We start from the raw sequence: 18,269 nt of genomic DNA, 5'->3' as shown, positions 1-18,269 counted from the left end.
ATGCAAGAAAACTTACACCTGTCGTTTTATGGCTAGGATGGCCCGGGTGGCGACCACCAGAAAGAGCACCGCCCCGTCGAGCGGCCGGCGCGTGCGCCGCACCAGGCTCGCCCTGGCGCGGGCGCTGATCGAGCTGGCCGAGGAGCGCGACCAGTCCAGGACCGGCGTCTCCGACGTGGCCGAGCGGGCGGAGGTGAGCCGCTCGCCGTTCTCCTACCACTACGGCGACGTGCACGAGCTGGCCGAGGACGCCTGCACGGCGATGATCGACGAGCTGATCGAGTCCCTGCCCGGCCCCCGCCCCTTCATGACGGGCAGCACCCTGCTCGCCGACGGTGGCGACACCGCCTGAGCCGCTTCCCAGCGCAGGTAACGCCCGCCCCACGGGGGCGGAAAATCCTCGCCTCTTGTCCGATTCGTCGGCTTTGAGGTGGGGGCGGCCGGGGGAGGGGGAGTGGAGGGCACGATGACGTGCGAGGGGGTTGCCATGACCGGTCAGGTCATCGTGGGCGCCGACGGCTCGGCTCCGGCCACCGCCGCCGTCGCCTGGGCCGCCGACGACGCCGCGCGCACCGGCGCCGGCCTGCGGATCGTCTACGCCCTGGAGCGGCTGCCGCACAACCCGGTCGGGGTCGCCGCGCTGGCCGAGGAGGACCTTCCGCTGTGCGAGGCGACGAAGGTGCTGGAGGCGGCCGAGGCGGCCGCGCGTTCCCGGCAGCCCGCGCTGCCGGTGGCGACGGAGATCGCCGAGGGCCCGCCCGCGGCCGTGCTGGAGGAGCGGACCCGCCGCGCCGGCGAGCTGGTCATCGGCAACCGCGGGATGGGCGGCTTCACCGGCGCGCTGCTCGGCTCCGTGACCATGCGGGTGGCGGGGCGGGCACACTGCCCGGTCGTCGTGGTGCGGGCCGACCCGCGGGAGCCGGTCGGCGTGGTCGCGGTCGGCGTCGACGACTCCGGCACCTGCGAGCCCGCCCTCGGCTACGCCTTCGAGCAGGCCCGGCTGCGGCACGCCGTCCTGCGCCTGATCCACGCCTGGCAGCTGCCGGTGCACGCGTTCGCCCCCGAGATCTTCCTCGACGTGGAGGAGACCCGCGCCGGCCACCTCCGCATGCTGAGCGAGCGGGCCGCCGGCTGGGCGTCGAGGTATCCGGACGTGACGGTGGTGGCGGACGTCCAGAACGCGCACCCGGTGGCCGCGCTCACCGGCACCGCCTGCGACCTGCTGGTGGTCGGCACCCATGGCCGGGGCGCGCTCGGCGCGCTGTTCCTCGGCTCGGTCAGCAGGGGCGTGCTGCACCACGCGCGCGGCCCGGTCGCGGTGATCCGGGAGCACGAGCCCTGAGAACCCGCGGCTCGCCGGCAGGGGAAGGAGGCCGATCATGAACGCACCGATCGTCGTGGGGATCGACGGCTCCCGCGCCGCGTGCCCCGCGCTCGACTGGGCGGCCGACGACGCCGCGCGCAGGGGCCTGCCGCTGCGCGTCGTCCACGTCCGCGAGCCCTGGAAGGCCGAGCACGCGCTCAGCACCTCCACCGACGAGGAGTGCACGACCGTCCGCTGCGACCGGATGCTCGCCGGCGCGGCCGAGCGGGCCCGCGCCCTGGCCCCGGGGACGCCGATCTCCACGGCCCTGATCACGGGCGCGATCCTCGAACGGCTCAAGGACGAGTCGGAGCGGGCCGAGACCCTGGTCGTGGCGGCGCCCGGCCCGGTCGCGCTGGGGCTGGCCGGGCACACGGGCTGCCCCCTGGTCGTCGTCCGGACGTTCGCCCGTGGTGGCGGCGGCGAGGTCGTGGCCGGCTACGACGGCTCCCCGTGCGCGGACCTGGCCCTGGAGTACGCCCTGACGCAGGCCTCCGCCCGCCACGCCACCCTCCGCGTGCTGCACGGCGACCGCTACCCGATCATGACCCCGCATCCCGTCGGCTACGGCCCGCTGCCCGTGGACGAGACACCCGAGCTCCGGCTGCGCCTGGACGCCTGGCGGGAGCGGCACCCGGGGGCCCGCCTGACCGAGTCGGTCGTTCGCGACCACCCCGTGCCCGCCCTGGCCAGGGCGTCACGGACGGCCGAGCTGGTGGTGGTGGGGTCGCGCGGCATCGGCGGGCTCACCGGCCTGGTGCTCGGCTCGGTCAGCCACGGAGTCCTGCACCGGGCGCACTGCCCGGTGGCCGTGATCGGCATGACCTCCGCCTGTATCCACTAATGTCATGATCATGACCTTCGATGGACCCCCTTCCGGTGTCGACCCGAATGTGCCGAGCATCGCCCGCGTCTACGACTACTGGCTCGGGGGGAAGGACAACTTCGCCGCCGACCGGGAGATGGGCGAGCGCGTCAAGGCGGTCGTGCCCGAGCTGCCGCTGATGGCCTACCACAACCGGTTGTTCCTGGGCCGGGTGGTGCGCTTCCTGGCCGGCGAGGCGGGCATCGGGCGCTTCCTGGACCTGGGGGCGGGGCTGCCGACGATGGAGAACGTCCACGAGGTGGCACAGAAGGTGCGCCCGGACGCCGAGGTCGTCTACGTCGACAACGACGCGGTGGCGCTGGCGCACGCGCGGGCGCTGCTGGCCACGACCGGCAACACGCACGTGGTGGACGGCGACCTCTACCGCCCGGAGCCGATCCTGGCCGAGGCGGACGCCCTGATCGGCCTCGACCGGCCGGTGGCGGTCATGATGCTGGCGATGCTGCACTTCGTGCCGGACGAGGACGCCGGCCGGATCGTGCGCACGGTGCTGGACGCGGTGCCCTCCGGGTCGTACCTGGTGATCAGCCACATCGGCGACTCGCCGCAGCTCAGGAAGGCGGCCGAGTTCTACCGGGCCTCCGGCACGGGGGTGGTGCTGCGCTCGGCCGAGCAGATCGCGCGGTTCCTGGACGGGCTGGAGCTCGTCCCGCCGGGCGTGGTGCCGCTGCCGGAGTGGCGCCCGGACGGTTCCGTCCCGGCGCTGGACCTCATGGCGGGGATGGCGGCGTTCTGCGGGGTGGGCCGGAAACCCTGACGCTCGGTCGCCGTCCGGCTCGGCGCCGGACGGGCTGACCCGCCGACTTGGAACGCTCCATACCTCCTGTTACGGCTGTGAGCTGGGGAAACGTAAGAGGTCGGCAGAGAACTGCTCATATGAGCAAATTTGGGCTCAAGTGTTGCGACGGGGTTAATTCCCGACTTACGGTGCGTTACCTACGTCACATACGGAGGCCCCTATGAGTAGATTTCGGCTGCTCAACATCCCCGCTCTCCTCCTGATCACCGCTCTGTCCGCCTGCTCCGTCTCCACCACCCCCGGCGGCTCGACCGCCGCGGGCGAGCAGAAGCAGGACGGCCCGATCGCCATCGGCTTCAGCCAGGCGACCCAGCAGTCCCCCTTCTACGTCCAGCTCCGCGAGGGCGCCGAGGCCGCCGCCAAGCAGGCGGGCGCCACGCTCTACTTCGCCGACGCGGGCGGCGACGTCACCAAGCAGAACAACGACATCCAGGACCTCATCACCCGCCAGGTCGACGTCCTGCTCGTCAACCCGGTCGACCCTCAAGGCGTGCAGCCGGGCATCGCGGCGGCCAAGGCGGCCGGCGTGCCGGTCGTCACCGTGGACCGGCCGGTGCCGGACGGCGCGGTGACGCACGTCGGCCGCGACAACAAGGCGATGGGCGCGCTCGTCGGCAAGCGGCTGGCCGAGCAGCTCGGCGACAAGGGCGGCAAGGTCATCGAGATCCGCGGCGACGCCGGCGGCGCGGTGGCCCGCGACCGCAGCGCCGGGTTCCACGAGGCCGTCGCCGCCAACCCCAAGATCAAGATCATCGAGGGCCCGTACTCGGACTACGTGCGCTCCAAGGCCGTCACCGCGATGCAGGACCTGCTCCAGGTCCACCCCGACGTCGCCGCCGTCTACGCGCACAACGACGACATGGCGCTCGGCGCGCTGCAGGTGCTCAAGGAGAACGGCAAGGACAAGGTGCTGGTCTCCGGCGTGGACGGCCTCATGGAGGCCGTCAAGCAGATCCCCGACGGCCAGTACGTCGCCACCGCGCTCAACGACCCCATCTCCCTCGGCGCCAAGGCCGTCGAGACCGTGCTGAAGGTCCAGAAGGGCGAGCAGGTGGAGCCGTCCATCGACGCCGGCACCGCGCTGATCGACCAGGACAACGCGGCGCAGTACGTCGGGGACGGCGAGTTCGCCCAGGCGCTCAAGCAGTAGGACCAGGCGCTCCCAACGAAAGGTACGACCATGGCGGAAACCATGAAGGCGGCGGTGCTGCACGCGCCCGGCGACATCAGGGTCGAGCAGGTGCCCGTGCCCGAGCCGGGCCCGGACGAGGCACTCGTCCGCGTGGCGGCCTGCGGCGTGTGCGGCTCGGACATCGCCCGCATGCTCCACCCGGGGGTGGCCTACCACTTCCCGATCATCTGCGGTCACGAGTTCTCCGGCCACGTCGTCCGGCTCGGCGCCCGCCTGGCCGCGACCGGCCGGGTGCGGGAGGGCGACCTGGTCACCGTCCCGCCGCTGATCCCGTGCCGCGAGTGCGCCCCGTGCAGCCAGGGCCACTTCAGCCTGTGCAAGAACTACGGCTACTTCGGCAGCCGCCGCGACGGCGCGTACGCCCAGTACGTCACCGTCCCGGACGGGAACCTCATGGTGCTGCCGGCCGGCCTCGACCCGAGGGCGGCGGCCATGCTGGACCCGGCGGCGATCGCGCTGCACGCCCTGTGGCGCACGAAGATGCGCGGCGGGCGCCGGGTCGCGGTGGTGGGCGCCGGCCCGATCGGGCTGTTCGCCGTCCAGTGGGCCAGGCTCGCCGGGGCGGCCGAGGTGCTGGTCATCGAGCTGAACGAGCAGAAGGCCGCCATGGCGGCCGAGGCGGGCGCCACCCACACGGCGACCGGCGCGCAGGCCGCCGCCGACCTCGTGGGCGAGGGCTACGACGTGGTGATCGAGTCGGCGGGCGTGCCGGCGACCGTCGATCAGGCGGTGGCGCTGGCCGGCCGGCACGGCGAGGCGGTGTTCATCGGCATCCCGCACGACCCGGTGGTGCTGCCGGAGTCCACGTTCAGCTCGTTCCTGCGCCGCGAGGTGACCCTGCACGGCGCCTGGAACTCCTTCTCCGCGCCGTTCCCCGGCGAGGAGTGGCGGGTGGCGGCGCGGGCGCTGGCGTCGGGCGAGCTGGCGTGGAAGTTCATGATCACGCACGAGCTGGGGCTGGACGCCCTGCCGCAGACCATGGCCGGCCTGGGGGAGCGGTCCATCTTCAGCTCCAAGGTTCTCTTCCTGCCGAACGAGGAGTGAGCATGACGGCCTTCCTCGCCCTCGATCTGGGGACCGAAGGCGCCCGCGCGGCGGTCTACGGCGCGGAGGGGGCGCTGCTGGGGTCGGGCGCGCAGCCGTACCCGACCCGCTTCCCCCGGCCCGGCTGGGCCGAGCAGGACCCGGACGACTGGTGGCGGGCGAGCGTGTCGGCGGCCCGGCGGGCGCTGGCCGAGGCGGGCGGCCCGCAGGTCGAGGGGGTCGCGGTGGCGACCACGGCCTCGACGGTGGCCGTCCTGGACGAGCACGGCCGCCCGCTGCGCCCGGCGCTGCTGTGGATGGACGGCCGGGCCGGCGAGGAGTCGGCGCTGACCGCCGCGAGCGGCCACCCGGTCCTGCGCTACGCCGGCGGCTGCGACGCCGTGGAGTGGCTGGTGCCCAAGGCGATGTGGCTGGCCAGGCACGAGCCGGAGACGTACCGGGCCGCGGCGCGCGTCGTCGAGGCGGTGGACTACATGGTGTGGCGGCTCACCGGCCGCTGGGCCGGGTCCCGCATGAACGCCGTCTGCAAGAGCAACTTCGACCCGCGCGGCGCCGGCTTCCCGCACGACCTGTACGACCTGCTCGGCGTCGCCGACCTGGTCGCCAAGCTGCCCGACGAGATCGTGCCCGTCGGCGACCCGGTCGGGCCGCTGGCCGCGGCGGCCCGCCAGGAGCTCGGCGTGCGCGGCCCGGCCACGGTGGTGTCCGGCGGCATCGACGCGCACCTGTCGCTGCTGGCCATCGGCGGCGCCCGCGAGGGCCACGTGTCGATCGTGTGCGGCACCTCCAACGCGTTCGTCACCGAGATCGCCGAGCCGGTCTTCCCGCCCACGGTGTGGGGGCCGTACCCGGACGCGCTGCGTACCGGACGGTGGCTCGTGGAGGGCGGGCAGGTCAGCGCCGGATCGGTGCTGGCCTGGACCGGTGAGGGGCTGATCGGCCGCACGCGCGCGGAGATCGGCGGCCTGATCAGGGCGGCGGCGGACCTGCCGCCGGTCGAGCACGGCCTGATCGTGCTCGACTACTTCATGGGCAACCGCACCCCGCTGCGCGACCCGCGCCTGCGGGGCGCGGTGCTGGGGCTCACCCTGGCCAGCACCCCCGAGCAGGTCTACCGGGCGGCCGTGGAAGGCGTCGCGTACGGCACCCGCCAGGTCATCGACTCCTTCACCGGCGGCGGCGTGCCCGTGGAGGAGATCTTCCTGTCGGGCGGCATCCAGCACAACGAGCTGTGGCTGCAGACCACCGCCGACGTGCTCGGCCGCCCGGTCCGGCTGGTCGCGGGCGACAACCTGACGCTGCGCGCCTGCTCGATGCTGGCCGCGGCCGGCTCGGGCCGGCACGCCTCGCTGGACGAGGCCGCCGCCGCGCACACGCCGAAGGTCCGCACGGTGGAGCCGGTCGCCGCGCACGCGCAGGCCTACCAGGCGGGCTACGCCGACTACCTGGAGGCGACCGCGGCGACGGCGGGCATCTCCCACACGCTGAGTGCGAGGTCACGGTCATGACGGACGACGACCAGCTGTACCAGGTGGCCGTGCGCTACTACGAGTCCGGCGAGACCCAGGAGCAGATCGCCCACGCCATGCACCTGACCCGCTGGAAGGTGGGCCGGATGCTGGCCGAGGCGCGCGAGGTCGGCATCGTGCGCATCGAGGTGCTGCACCCGCGCTCCCGGGTGCGCACGCTGGAGCAGTCGATCAAGGAGCGGTTCGGGCTGCGGGACGCCGTCGTCGTGTCGGTCGGCGGCGACGACCCCGAGCAGGCCCGCGAGCGGGTGGCCGCGGCCGGCGCCGACCATTTGATGGAGCTGCGGCCCGCGCCCCGCCTGATCGGCGTGTCGTGGGGGCGCACGCTCGACCGGCTGGCCGGCGGGCTGACCCCGGGCTGGGCCGCCGGCGTGCACGTGGTGCAGATCAACGGCGCGCTCAGCCGCTCCCGCCAGCCCACCAGCGCCCACAGCATGGCCAGCCTGATCGCCCACCACGGCGGCGGCACCGCGACGCTGCTGGCCGCCCCCGCGATCCTGGAGCAGCAGAGCACCCGCGCGGTGCTGGAGAGCGACCGGGCCGTGGCCGACGTGCTGGCCCTGGCCGCGCGGGCCGACCTGTTCCTGTTCAGCCCCGGCGGCATGGGCAGCGACTCGGTGCTCGTCGACTCCGGCCAGATCGACGCGGGCGACCTGGCCAGGCTCGCGCGGGCCGGCGCGGTCGGCGACGTGCTGGGCCGCTTCATCGACGCGCGCGGGCAGATCGTCGACCCCGACCTCGACGGCCGCACCCTCGGCCTGTCCCTGGACGTGCTGCGCGCCGCCACCACCTCGATCGCGCTGGTCAGCGGCACGGCCAAGCGGGCCGTGTGCCGCGCCGTGGTGGCGAGCGGCCTGTGCGACGTGCTCATCACTGACGACCAGAACGCCCGACACCTGCTGGAGGCGGCATGACCGAGCGCTTGCGCATGGCCGGGATCGTCAAGCGGTTCCCCGGCACCGTCGCCCTCGACGGCGTCGACCTGAGCGTGCGCCCCGGCGAGGTGCACTGCCTGCTGGGCGAGAACGGCGCCGGCAAGAGCACGCTGATGAAGATCCTGGCCGGCTCCTACCGGCCGGACGAGGGCACGATCCTCCTGGACGGGCAGCCGTACGCGCCCGCCACCCCGCACGCCGGGCTGGCGGCCGGCATCGCCGTCATCTACCAGGAGCTCGACCTGCTGCCCGACCTCACCGTGGCCCAGAACCTGCTGCTGGGCCGCGCACCCCGGCTGGGCCCGTTCGTGCGCCGCCGGCAGCGGGCCGGGCTGGCCCGCGCGGCACTCGACCGGGTCGGCGCGAGCTTCCCCGTCGGTGCCCGGGTCGGCGACCTGCCGATCGCGGCGCAGCAGCTCACCGCCATCGCCAAGGCGCTGACGGCCGACGCCCGCGTGATCGTCATGGACGAGCCGTCCGCGACGCTCGGCGAGAGCGAGCTGCTCGCCGTGTTCGAGGTCATCCGCTCGCTCACCGCCGAGGGCCGCTCGGTCATCTTCATCTCGCACCGCATGGACGAGGTCATGGAGATCGGCGACCGCGCCACGGTGCTGCGCGACGGCCGCGCCGCCGGCGTCTACGACCTGGCCACGACCGACCCGGACGAGCTCGTCGCGGCGATGATCGGCGAGGCGGGAGGAGAGCTCGTCGGCGCCACCGGCCGGCCCGCGCCCGAGGGCGAGCCGCTGCTGCGCGTCGAGCGGGTGCACGTGCCTGGCCTGCTGGACGTGCGCGGCCTCGACGTGCGGCCCGGCGAGGTCGTCGGGCTGGCCGGGCTCGGCGGCGCCGGCCGCACGACCCTGCTGCGCGCCCTGTTCGGCGACATCAAGGCCCAGGTGACGGCCCGGCTCGACGGCCGCCCGCTCAAGGTCGCGAGCCCGGCCGCCGCCGTCCGCGCCGGGCTGGCCCTGGTGCCGGAGAGCCGCAAGGAGCAGGGGCTGATGCTGGGCCTGTCCGTCAGCCGCAACGCCGCCATCGGCGCCCTCGGCAAGCCGCCGTGGTTGTTCCCCGGACGCCTCGGCCGCCGCCTGACCAGGCCCGCCCTCGACGGGCTCGGCGTCAGGGCGGCCGGCCCCGGACAGCTCGTCGGCCAGCTGTCCGGCGGCAACCAGCAGAAAGTCGTGCTCGCCAAGTGGATCACCCGCGGCGGCATCAGGGTCCTGCTGCTGGACGAGCCCACCCGCGGCCTCGACGTCGGCGCCAAGGCCGACCTCTACCGCCAGGTGCGCCACCTCGCCGGCCAGGGCGTGGCCGTCCTGCTCGCCAGCAGCGAGCTCAACGAGCTGACCGCCAACGCCGACCGGATCCAGGTCCTGTACGAGGGCCGCAACGTCGCGCACTTCGACCCCCGGGTCAGCCCCGAGAACGTCATCGCGCACACCGTCATCACAGGAGCCACACCATGACCGCATCACTCGGATCCACGGTGGCAGGAGCCGCCGGGCAGGAGCGCGCCGCCCGATCGCGCCGCGGCGCCGACCTCATCGTCAAGTCCAACCTGCTGCTGGTCTTCCTCGCGCTGTGCGTGGCCGCCTCACTGCTGGCGCCGCAGTTCCTGACCGGCCGCAACATCGCCAACCTGCTCCAGCAGTCGTCGCTGACCGGCATCGTGGCCATCGGCATGACCATGGTCGTGCTGACGGCCGGCATCGACCTGTCCGTGGGCAGCGTGGCCGCGTTCGGCGGGATGACGATCGCGCTGCTGCTCGGCTCCGGCGTGCCGGTCGTGCCGGCGATCCTGATCAGCGTGGCGGCCGGCGCGGTGTTCGGCGCGTTCATGGGCGGGCTGTCGGCGTACCTGTCGCTGCCGTCGTTCATGACCACGCTCGCCGGGCTGACGGCGGTGCGCGGGCTGACGTACCTGCTGACGGACGGCAAGCCCGCCGAGGCGGGCGCGTCGGAGGGGTTCCAGCTCCTCGGCGGCGGGTTCGTCGGGTACGTGCCGATCGTCGGGATCATCTTCGTGGCCATCACCGTGCTGGCCGCGCTGGTGCTGCGCGGCACCACGTTCGGCGAGTACGTCTACGCCGTCGGCAGCAACAAGGAGGCCGCGCGGCTGTCCGGCCTGCCCGTGCGCGGCGTGATCACGACCGTGTTCGCCGTGTCGGGTGCGCTGGCCGCGCTGGCCGGGGTGCTGCTCACCTCCCGGCTGACCGTGGGCCAGCCCACCGCGTTCAACGGGCTGGAGCTGGACGCGATCGCGGCCGTCGTGCTCGGCGGCACCAACCTGTTCGGCGGGCGGGGCGGCGTGTTCGGCACGTTCGTGGCGGTGCTGCTGCTGTCGGTGCTGCGCAACCTGTGCAACCTGCTCGGCCTCGGCTCCTTCTTCCAGATGGTGGTGACCGGTCTCATCCTGCTGGTCGCCCTCGTACTGAACCTGCTCATCGAGAGGCGTGGCGCACGTGCCTGACACCCTTCCCGGCTCGTTCCCCGGCTCGTTGCGTGCCTACCTGCACGGGCTGCCCGGCGTCGACGAGGTCGGCGTCCGGCGGCGGGCCGCCGACCTGGCCACCCGGTCGATCAAGACGACGGCCAAACGGCAGGCCATCGACCTGGCCATCCGCATGGTCGACCTGACCACCCTCGAAGGCGCCGACACCCCCGGCAAGGTGCGCGCGCTGGCCGCCAAGGCCGTGCGGCCCGACCCGGCCGACGCGAGCGTGCCGCCGGTCGCCGCGCTCTGCGTCTACCCCGACATGGTGGCCGTGGCCGCGCGGGCGCTGGAGGGCACCGGGGTGGGGCTGGCCTCGGTCGCCACCGGCTTCCCCGCCGGGCGCACGTCCCTGGAGGTCAAGCTGGCCGACACCAGGGCGGCGGTCGAGGCGGGCGCGAGCGAGATCGACATGGTCATCGACCGTGGAGCGTTCCTCGCGGGCGACTACCGCAAGGTCTTCGACGAGATCGTGGCCGTCAAGGAGCAGTGCGGCGCCGCCCACCTGAAGGTCATCCTGGAGACCGGCGAGCTAGTCACCTACGACAACGTGCGCCGCGCGTCCTGGCTGGCGCTGCACGCCGGGGCCGACTTCATCAAGACCTCGACCGGCAAGGTCACCCCCGCCGCCACCCTGCCGGTCACGCTCGTGATGCTGGAGGCCGTGCGCGACTACCGCGCCGCCACCGGACGCCAGGCCGGCGTGAAACCGGCCGGCGGCATCCGCACCACCAAGGACGCCCTGCGCTACCTCGTGCTGGTCAAGGAGATCGCCGGGGACGACTGGCTGGACCCCGCCTGGTTCAGGCTCGGCGCCTCGACGCTGCTCAACGACCTGCTCATGCAGCGCACCAAGCTCGGCACCGGCCACTACTCCGGGCCCGACTACTACACCATCGACTAGATCGATCGAGGAGAGGCGTGGAGATCTTCGAGTACGCGCCCGCGCCGGAGTCACGGGCCATCGTGTCCGTCCGGCCGTCGTACGACCTGTTCATCGACGGCGAGTTCGTCGAGGCCGAGAGCGGCGAGCGCATCGTCACCGTCAACCCGGCCGACGAGCAGCCCCTGTCGGAGGTGGCCGTCGCCGGCGCCGCCGACGTGGACCGGGCCTTCGCCGCGGCCCGGCGCGCGTTCGAGCGGGTGTGGTCGCCGCTGCCGGGCGCCGAGCGCGGCAAGTACCTGTTCAGGATCGCGCGGATCATCCAGGAGCGGGCCCGCGAGCTGGCCGTCCTGGAGTCGCTCGACAACGGCAAACCGATCAAGGAGACGCGCGACATCGACCTGCCGCTCGTCGCGGCGCACTTCTTCTACTACGCCGGCTGGGCCGACAAGCTCCGGCACGCCGGGCTCGGCACCCGGCCGCTCGGCGTGGCCGCGCAGGTCATCCCGTGGAACTTCCCGCTGCTCATGCTCGCGTGGAAGGTCGCCCCCGCGCTGGCCACCGGCAACACCGTCGTGCTCAAACCGGCCGAGACCACGCCGCTGACGGCGCTGGCGTTCGCGCAGATCTGCCAGGAGGCCGGGCTGCCGCCCGGCGTCGTCAACATCGTCACCGGCGCCGGCGACACCGGCCGGGCCGTGGTCGCGCACCCCGGCGCCGACAAGGTCGCCTTCACCGGCTCCACCGAGGTGGGCCGGGAGATCGCCCGCGCGGTCGCCGGCACCCGCAAGCGGCTCACCCTGGAGCTCGGCGGCAAGGGCGCCAACATCGTCTACGACGACGCCGCCATCGACCAGGCCGTCGAGGGCATCGTGACCGGCATCTTCTTCAACCAGGGCCACGTGTGCTGCGCCGGCTCGCGGCTGCTCGTGCAGGAGTCGATCGCCGAGGAGCTGCTGGCCCGGCTGCGCACCCGCGTCGAACGGCTGCGGCTGGGCGACCCGCTGGACAAGAACACCGACATCGGGGCGATCAACTCGGCCGCCCAGCTCGCCCGGATCCGCGAGCTGGCCGCCGCCGGCGCGGCCGAGGGCGCCACGAGCTGGTCGCCGGCCTGCCTGCTGCCCGAGCGCGGCTACTGGTTCCCTCCCACCGTGTTCACCGGCGTCACCCAGGCGCACCGCATCGCCCGCGAGGAGATCTTCGGGCCCGTCCTGTCGGTGCTCACCTTCCGCACCCCCGAGGAGGCCGTCGCCAAGGCGAACAACACGCCGTACGGGCTGTCGGCCGGCGTGTGGACCGAGAAGGGCTCCCTGATGCTCTGGACCGCGAGCCGGCTGCGGGCCGGCGTCGTGTGGTCCAACACCTTCAACGTGTTCGACCCCGCCAGCCCCTTCGGCGGCTACAAGGAGTCCGGGTACGGCCGCGAGGGCGGGCTGCTCGGCTTGGAGGCCTACCTTGACTGAAATCCTGCCGCGTGTCGAGGTTCTCAGGACGTACAAGCTCTATGTCGGCGGCGCGTTCCCGCGCTCCGAATCCGGGAGGTCCTACCCCGTGACGTCCGCGGACGGAACCCACCTGGCCAACGCCGCGCTCGCCTCGCGCAAGGACGTGCGCGACGCCGTCGTGGCCGCGCGCAAGGCGTTCCCCGGCTGGTCGGGCCGCACCGCCTACAACCGGGGCCAGATCCTCTACCGGATCGCCGAGATGATGGAGGGGCGGCGCGAGCAGTTCGCCGCCGAGGTCGCCGCGGCCGACGGCGTCGGCGCCGCGCGGGCGCGCGCCCTGGTGTCGGCCGCCGTGGACCGGTGGGTCTACTACGCCGGCTGGACCGACAAGATCGGCCAGGTGCTCGGCGGCGCGAACCCCGTGGCAGGCCCCTTCTTCAACCTGTCCGAGCCCGAGCCGACCGGCGTCGTGGGCGTGCTCGCGCCCGCCGGCTCGTCCCTGCTGGGGCTGGTCGCGGTGCTCGCCCCGGTGATCGCCGCCGGCAACACGGCCGTCCTGATCGCCGACGAGCGCGCCCCGCTGCCCGCGATCACGCTCGCCGAGGCGCTGGCCACCTCCGACCTGCCGGGCGGCGTCGCCAACGTCCTCACCGGCCGCCTGGCCGAGCTGGCCCCGCCGCTGGCCGGCCACGCCGACGTCAACGCCCTCGACCTGGCCGGCGCCGGCGACCTGGCGGCCGAGCTGGAGGAGCTGGCGGCGACCACGCTCAAACGTGTCCTGCGCCCCAGGCCCGACGACGACTGGACCGACCCCGACCCGGGCCTCACCCGGATCCGGCCCTTCCTGGAGATCAAGACGGTCTGGCATCCGATCGGCCGCTGACCGGCTCAGGAAGGCGGCGCCGCCGTCGACGGGTCGTGCTTCAGCAGCAGCACGGCGATGTCGTCGGCGTGCCGCTGGTGGCTCGACGGGGCCAGGCCGAGCAGCGTGTCGGTGAGCTGCGGCAGCGGCTCCGTGCAGGCCCGCGCCAGGTGCTCGGTGAGCGTGTCGATGCGGTGCTCCAGGTCGGTGCCGGGCACCTCCACCAGGCCGTCGGTGTAGAGGACGAGGATGGCCTCCGGCGGGAACGGCGCGTTCAGCGTCGGGTACTCCGCGTCCGGGTCGATGCCCAGCAGCGGGCCCGCCGGCACGTCGATGACGTCCGTGTGCCGCTCCGGCACGCACAGCAGCGGCGGCGGATGGCCGGCGCTGGCCGCGCAGAAGGTGCGCAGGCGCAGGTCCACGTGGGCGAGCAGGCAACTGGTGAACAGGTCGGTGCCCAGCTCGATCAGCAGCCGGTTGGCGTGCCGCAGCACCTCGCCCGGGTCGGCGCCGGTGCCGGTGAACGCGCGCACGGCGGTGCGCACCTGGCCCATGAGGGCCGCCGCCGTCATGTTGTGGCCCTGGACGTCGCCGATGACGGCCGCGATCGACCCGTCCTCCAGGGCCATGAGGTCGTAGAAGTCGCCGCCGATGCCGACGCCGCGGGTGGCGGGCACGTACCTGGCCGCCGTGAGCAGCCCCGGCACCTCGGGCAGCGCGACCGGCAGCAGGGCGGTCTGGAGGGTGTGGGCCAGGCGGTCCTTCGACTCGTACAGCAGCGCCCGGTCCAGCGCCTGCGCGATCAGGCCGGCCAGCGCGCTCAGCGCCGCGCGTTCGCCCGCGCTGAACCGGTGCGCGTGCGCGAACCCGAACACGCACGTGCCGATCCGCTGCTCGGACACCGTGAGCGGGAGCAGCGCCCAGGCGGCGGTGTCGTCGGAGCGGGCGAAGCCCGGGTCCTCGTGCCGCAGCTCCTCAGGGGAGCCGAAGAACAGCGGCAGCCCCGTCCGCAGGACCCGCTCCACGGGGGTGGGCGCGGTGACGGGCCGGCCGTCGAGGTGGTCGAGCACCTCCTGGGCGCAGCCGTGGGCGCCGGCGATGCGCATCCTGCCGCCCTCGGCCACCAGCAGGGCCATGGCGCGCACGCCGTAGACGGGGGCGACGTGGTCGGCGACCAGGTCGACGACTTCGCCCACGTCGAGCGCGCGGGTCAGGGTGGAGGCCACGTGCAGGAGGTTGCGGGAGTCGGTCAGCGGCGGCGCCCCGTCGGCGGGCATCGGGTCGCCGTGCCCGGGCCCGCCCGGCTCGGCGGGGGTGAGGTGCAGGCTGATGCCGGTCGGCGTCGGGTACAGCCGGATCCGGATGAGGCGGCCGTCGGGATGGCTCGCGAGGTGGTCGGCCGGTTGCTGGCCGATCGACGCGGCGCGGCAGCGGTCCTCGAACATGGGGTCGCGCAGCCACGGCACCCGGTCCCACAGCAGGCAGCCCTGCATCGGCGTGCCGTCCAGGCCCAGGAGCTCGGCCGCGGCGGGGTTGCAGAACGTGATGTGGCCCTCGATGTCGATGGCGGCCACGCCGTCGGTGAAGCGGTCGAGGCAGTCGAGCGCGGCCGGGGCGCGCTGGTCGTCCTGGTGGGCGGGCGGGAGCGGGGCGAGGGCGCGCGGCTGGCCCACGGCGCGGATCGGGCGGCCGTTCGCCTCCGCCTCCTCCAGCGCGCGGCCGATGCGGTGGCTGGTGCGGTTGATGACGGTGAGCTCCCCGGGGGAAAGGTCGGCGGGGTGGGCGGCGGGCCAGGTCAGGGCCCACACGCCGCGGACGCGCCCGCCGGCGTGGATCGGGGCGGCGGCGACGGCGTAGGGGTAGGGGATGGCGAGCGCCGTGCCGGGGAACTCGCGGGCCATGGCGTCGGGGCCGGGCACCCAGATCAGCTCGTCGCGGCGGACCGCGGCGACCACCGGGGCGTCGGCGCCGAGCCTGATGCGCGTCCATGGCCTGGAGCCCCAGGCCGGCAGCCCGAGCCCGGCCTCCATGAGCAGCACGTCGTCGCCGTCGTGCAGCAGGTAGAGCACGGCGAGGTGCGCGCCCGTCTCGGCCGCCGCCTCGACCAGGGCCTCGTCGACGGCCGCCACGTCTCCTGCGGGGGTCATGGGACGGGGTGCGTCCCGACCGGCACGGACGTCCGGCGTCGGCCCTTCCGCTGTCAGCCGATGCGACATACGTCAACGGTACGCAGCCCCCATGGGGGCATATCTCGTTATTTGTCCTCTTTGGGGGTCTTTGAGGGGAGGCGCTTGCCCCCTGGAGGCCGTCCGATGACCGGAGGGCACCGGATCTGGCCTCCCCTTGGGGCGTGTTCCCGCAGGTCGCGGGAAGGAGAGCGGGATGGGGTGCTTCCGCGGGGCGGATGAGGGGACGGCAGATCATGAAGGGTCTGCTCCGGCCGCTCCTGCGCCTCGCCCGCCGCCTCAGGCGGGCGGAATGGTCCATCAGGGCCCGGATGACCATGCTGGCCACCATGGTCGGGGTGGTGCTGTGCGCGATCACGGTGTCCCTGATCCTCAGCCACCGGCACAACCACGAGACCGACCACCGGCTCAGGCACGTCTACGGGGCCGACCTGGAGCTGGTGCACCGGTTCGCGCACCGCCCCGTGCCACCGGTCATCGAGGTCGAGGAGGTGGCCGCGACCCAGCTCGTCCATCCGTCCGGGCAGGTGGTCTCGGCCAGCCTGCGGGTGCTCGGCCAGCCGCGGATGGCCACGTTCGAGCCGTCGCGTCGGCCGTCCTTCACCGACCGGCGGCTGTGCGACGTGCCGGGCTTCCCCGGCCGGTGCATGCTCGTCGCGGCCATGTGGGTGCCCACCCACACCGGCGACCTGATCGCCTACAGCGTGCTGCCCGACCCGCCCTGGTACGTCAGCGAGACGCTGCTCGCCCAGCTCCTGACCGCCTCGGCGATCATCCTCGTCGTCGTGGGCCTGACCACGCACCACCTCGTCGGCCGCACCCTGCGCCCCGTCGAGGCCATGACCGCCGAGCTCGCCGAGATCACCGCGACCGACCTCGGGCACCGCGTGCCCGTCCCGCCCCACCACGACGAGATCCGCTACCTGGCCACCGTCGTCAACGACACCCTGGAGCTGCTCGAGGCCGCCCTGCAACGCGAGCGGCGCTTCACCTCCGAGGCCTCCCACGACCTGCGCACCCCCATCACCGGCGCCCGCCTGCGCCTGGAGGAGGCGCTGATGGACCCGGACGTGGTCGACTGGCCCGGCATGGCGAAAGACCTGCTCAACGACGTGGAACGGCAGCAGGCCATCGCCGACGACATCCTCACCCTGGCCCGCCTCGACGCCGACCGCGCCGCCGAGCACGAGCGCACCGACCTGGCTGCGCTGGCCCGCGCCGAGATCGGGCGCCGCCCGCCCGGCCGTGTCCCCGTGCACGCCGACCTGGAGCCCGAGGTGTTCGTCGCGTGCGACCGGCTGCTGATGGGCCGGCTCCTGACCAACCTCCTGGACAACGCCCAGCGGCACGCCACCACCGCCGTCACCGTCGCCGTCAGGGCCGAGGACGGCAGCGGCGTGCTGGTGGTCGCCGACGACGGCGCCGGCATCGCCCCCGAGCACCGCGAGCTCGTCTTCGAACGCTTCGCCCGCCTGCCGGAGTCGCGCGCCCGCGACCCCAAGGGCACCGGGCTCGGCCTGGCCATCTGCCGCGAGATCGCCCACGCGCACCACGGCTCGCTCACCGTCGAGGACCTGCCGCGCCGGGGAACGTGCCTGGTCCTGCGCCTGCCCCTGGCGGACTAGGTGTCGGTCACCTTTGGTGACCGATGTAGCATGCGAGAGCCAGGAAGGGGAGTCATGTCGCACCAGACCGAGGCGGACCGGGTGCTGCGTTCGCTGGGCCACAGCGCGTGCATCGAGCACGACCCCGACGTGCTGCGTTCCGTGCTCGACCGGGTCGGCGACAAGTGGAGCCTCATCCTCATCGGGCTGCTCGACAAGGGGCCGATGCGCTTCACCGAGCTGCTGCGCACGGCGCCCGGCATCTCCCGCCGCATGCTGTCGCTCACGCTGCGCAACCTCGAACGCGACGGGCTCGTCACGCGCAAGGTCTTCCCGGAGATCCCGCCCAGGGTCGAGTACGAGGTCACCCCCTTCGGCCGCACCCTGTCGGAGCCCGTCCTGGCGCTCGCCCGGTGGGCGGCCGACCACGAGGGCACCATCCGCGCCAACCGCCGCGCCTTCGACCAGGCGGCCGGCCTCGACTGAAGGGCGCTTCCTCAGCGGCGGGGTGACAGATAGCCGCGGGAGAAGGCGGCCGCCACGGCCGCGGCCCGGTCGTTGACGCCGAGCTTGGCGTACACGTGCAGCAGGTGCGTCTTGACCGTCGCCTCGCTGATGAACAACGCCTTGGCCGCCTCCCGGTTCGTCGAGCCCCGCGCGATCAGCTCCAGCACCTCCACCTCGCGCTGCGACAGCGGCTCCGAGACCGGCTGGCGCATCTGCCCCATGAGCCGGGTCGCCACGGCCGGAGACAGCACCGCCTGCCCGCGCGCCGCCGCCTCCACCGCGTGGAACAGCTCCTCCCGCGTCGCGTCCTTCAGCAGGTAGCCGGTGGCACCCGCCTCCACGGCCGGCAGGACGTCGCTGTCGGTGTCGTACGTGGTGAGCACCAGCACCCGCGCCGACACCCCCCGCCGCGCCAGCTCCTTGATGGCGCTGACCCCGTCGGCGCGCGGCATCCGCAGGTCCATGAGGATCACGTCGGGCCGCAGCCGCTCCGCGACGGCCACGGCCTCCGCGCCGTCACCGGCCTCGCCCAGCACCTCG

General features: G+C 73.7%; 17 protein-coding genes. 15 read left to right on the top strand and 2 right to left on the bottom strand.

From position 1 onward, the window contains the following. The first annotated feature begins 46 nt into the window (after positions 1–46). The 13 genes from HCN51_RS50635 (at position 47) to HCN51_RS50575 (ending at position 13,453) form a co-directional block, all read left to right on the top strand. The gene (locus tag HCN51_RS50635) at positions 47–352 is read left to right on the top strand and encodes a TetR/AcrR family transcriptional regulator (protein WP_346434098.1); all 306 of its coding nucleotides are present in this window, start codon (positions 47–49) and stop codon (positions 350–352) included. A 135-nt stretch (positions 353–487) separates the two neighbouring features. Further along, positions 488–1,342: a universal stress protein gene (locus HCN51_RS50630; RefSeq protein WP_168019968.1), complete on the top strand. Its 855-nt coding sequence runs from the start codon at positions 488–490 to the stop codon at positions 1,340–1,342. Positions 1,343–1,379: 37 nt separating this feature from the next. Beyond that, positions 1,380–2,207 (top strand): universal stress protein, encoded by an 828-nt coding sequence (locus HCN51_RS50625; protein ID WP_168019966.1) that lies wholly within the window; start codon positions 1,380–1,382, stop codon positions 2,205–2,207. A gap of 10 nt (positions 2,208–2,217) precedes the next feature. Beyond that, positions 2,218–3,006, top strand: a complete 789-nt coding sequence (locus HCN51_RS50620) for an SAM-dependent methyltransferase (RefSeq protein WP_168019964.1) — start codon at positions 2,218–2,220, stop codon at positions 3,004–3,006. A gap of 202 nt (positions 3,007–3,208) precedes the next feature. Next, positions 3,209–4,198 carry a substrate-binding domain-containing protein gene (locus tag HCN51_RS50615; protein WP_168019962.1) on the top strand — a complete coding sequence of 330 codons (990 nt, stop codon included), beginning with the start codon at positions 3,209–3,211 and terminating at the stop codon, positions 4,196–4,198. 30 nt (positions 4,199–4,228) lie between these two features. Continuing rightward, positions 4,229–5,284, top strand: a complete 1,056-nt coding sequence (locus HCN51_RS50610; RefSeq protein ID WP_206068858.1) for a galactitol-1-phosphate 5-dehydrogenase — start codon at positions 4,229–4,231, stop codon at positions 5,282–5,284. A gap of 2 nt (positions 5,285–5,286) precedes the next feature. Next, a complete protein-coding gene (locus HCN51_RS50605; RefSeq protein WP_168019953.1) occupies positions 5,287–6,792 on the top strand; it encodes an FGGY-family carbohydrate kinase in 1,506 nt (501 codons plus the stop codon). Next, entirely contained in the window at positions 6,789–7,727 is a 939-nt protein-coding gene (locus HCN51_RS50600) for a sugar-binding transcriptional regulator (protein ID WP_168019951.1), read from the top strand. Before HCN51_RS50605 ends, HCN51_RS50600 begins: the two co-directional genes overlap by 4 nt. Further along, positions 7,724–9,214, top strand: coding sequence for a sugar ABC transporter ATP-binding protein (locus HCN51_RS50595; RefSeq protein ID WP_168019949.1), 1,491 nt, complete (start codon positions 7,724–7,726; stop codon positions 9,212–9,214). Before HCN51_RS50600 ends, HCN51_RS50595 begins: the two co-directional genes overlap by 4 nt. Beyond that, positions 9,211–10,218: an ABC transporter permease gene (locus HCN51_RS50590; protein WP_168019947.1), complete on the top strand. Its 1,008-nt coding sequence runs from the start codon at positions 9,211–9,213 to the stop codon at positions 10,216–10,218. The genes HCN51_RS50595 and HCN51_RS50590 overlap by 4 nt, the downstream gene beginning before the upstream one ends. Beyond that, a complete protein-coding gene (deoC, locus tag HCN51_RS50585) occupies positions 10,211–11,143 on the top strand; it encodes a deoxyribose-phosphate aldolase (protein ID WP_346434097.1) in 933 nt (310 codons plus the stop codon). Before HCN51_RS50590 ends, deoC begins: the two co-directional genes overlap by 8 nt. Before the next feature lie 23 nt (positions 11,144–11,166). Then, on the top strand, positions 11,167–12,588 hold the full coding sequence (locus HCN51_RS50580) for an aldehyde dehydrogenase family protein (protein WP_346434100.1): 1,422 nt from the start codon (positions 11,167–11,169) through the stop codon (positions 12,586–12,588). After that, entirely contained in the window at positions 12,581–13,453 is an 873-nt protein-coding gene (locus tag HCN51_RS50575; RefSeq protein ID WP_168019943.1) for an aldehyde dehydrogenase family protein, read from the top strand. The genes HCN51_RS50580 and HCN51_RS50575 overlap by 8 nt, the downstream gene beginning before the upstream one ends. A gap of 5 nt (positions 13,454–13,458) precedes the next feature. Here HCN51_RS50575 and HCN51_RS50570 read toward each other — a convergent pair whose 3' ends face one another. Next, positions 13,459–15,579 (bottom strand): SpoIIE family protein phosphatase, encoded by a 2,121-nt coding sequence (locus tag HCN51_RS50570; RefSeq protein ID WP_168019941.1) that lies wholly within the window; start codon positions 15,577–15,579, stop codon positions 13,459–13,461. 275 nt (positions 15,580–15,854) lie between these two features. On the opposite strand from HCN51_RS50570, the gene HCN51_RS50565 reads away from it, so the two are divergent. Beyond that, positions 15,855–17,243 carry a sensor histidine kinase gene (locus tag HCN51_RS50565; RefSeq protein WP_168019935.1) on the top strand — a complete coding sequence of 463 codons (1,389 nt, stop codon included), beginning with the start codon at positions 15,855–15,857 and terminating at the stop codon, positions 17,241–17,243. Positions 17,244–17,297: 54 nt separating this feature from the next. After that, positions 17,298–17,708 (top strand): winged helix-turn-helix transcriptional regulator, encoded by a 411-nt coding sequence (locus HCN51_RS50560; protein ID WP_206068857.1) that lies wholly within the window; start codon positions 17,298–17,300, stop codon positions 17,706–17,708. 11 nt (positions 17,709–17,719) lie between these two features. On the opposite strand, the gene HCN51_RS50555 is transcribed toward HCN51_RS50560, so the two are convergent. After that, positions 17,720–18,269, bottom strand: a 550-nt coding sequence (locus HCN51_RS50555) for a response regulator (protein ID WP_168019922.1), incomplete at its 5' end; no start/stop codon positions are given.

The organism is Nonomuraea composti (genome assembly GCF_012034275.1).
Taxonomy (GTDB): Bacteria; Actinomycetota; Actinomycetes; order Streptosporangiales; family Streptosporangiaceae; genus Nonomuraea; species Nonomuraea composti.
This window is presented reverse-complemented; position numbering and strand designations above follow the sequence as displayed.

What these genes read in the sequence shown, in the direction of transcription:
- HCN51_RS50565 (WP_168019935.1), top strand. Translation starts at nt 15,855, where the DNA reads ATGAAGGGTCTGCTCCGGCCGCTCCTGCGCCTCGCCCGCCGCCTCAGG.
- HCN51_RS50615 (WP_168019962.1), top strand. Translation starts at nt 3,209, where the DNA reads ATGAGTAGATTTCGGCTGCTCAACATCCCCGCTCTCCTCCTGATCACC.
- HCN51_RS50595 (WP_168019949.1), top strand. Translation starts at nt 7,724, where the DNA reads ATGACCGAGCGCTTGCGCATGGCCGGGATCGTCAAGCGGTTCCCCGGC.
- HCN51_RS50610 (WP_206068858.1), top strand. Translation starts at nt 4,229, where the DNA reads ATGGCGGAAACCATGAAGGCGGCGGTGCTGCACGCGCCCGGCGACATC.
- HCN51_RS50630 (WP_168019968.1), top strand. Translation starts at nt 488, where the DNA reads ATGACCGGTCAGGTCATCGTGGGCGCCGACGGCTCGGCTCCGGCCACC.
- HCN51_RS50590 (WP_168019947.1), top strand. Translation starts at nt 9,211, where the DNA reads ATGACCGCATCACTCGGATCCACGGTGGCAGGAGCCGCCGGGCAGGAG.
- HCN51_RS50605 (WP_168019953.1), top strand. Translation starts at nt 5,287, where the DNA reads ATGACGGCCTTCCTCGCCCTCGATCTGGGGACCGAAGGCGCCCGCGCG.
- HCN51_RS50570 (WP_168019941.1), bottom strand. Translation starts at nt 15,579, where the DNA reads ATGACCCCCGCAGGAGACGTGGCGGCCGTCGACGAGGCCCTGGTCGAG.
- HCN51_RS50625 (WP_168019966.1), top strand. Translation starts at nt 1,380, where the DNA reads ATGAACGCACCGATCGTCGTGGGGATCGACGGCTCCCGCGCCGCGTGC.
- HCN51_RS50600 (WP_168019951.1), top strand. Translation starts at nt 6,789, where the DNA reads ATGACGGACGACGACCAGCTGTACCAGGTGGCCGTGCGCTACTACGAG.
- HCN51_RS50560 (WP_206068857.1), top strand. Translation starts at nt 17,298, where the DNA reads ATGTCGCACCAGACCGAGGCGGACCGGGTGCTGCGTTCGCTGGGCCAC.
- HCN51_RS50620 (WP_168019964.1), top strand. Translation starts at nt 2,218, where the DNA reads ATGACCTTCGATGGACCCCCTTCCGGTGTCGACCCGAATGTGCCGAGC.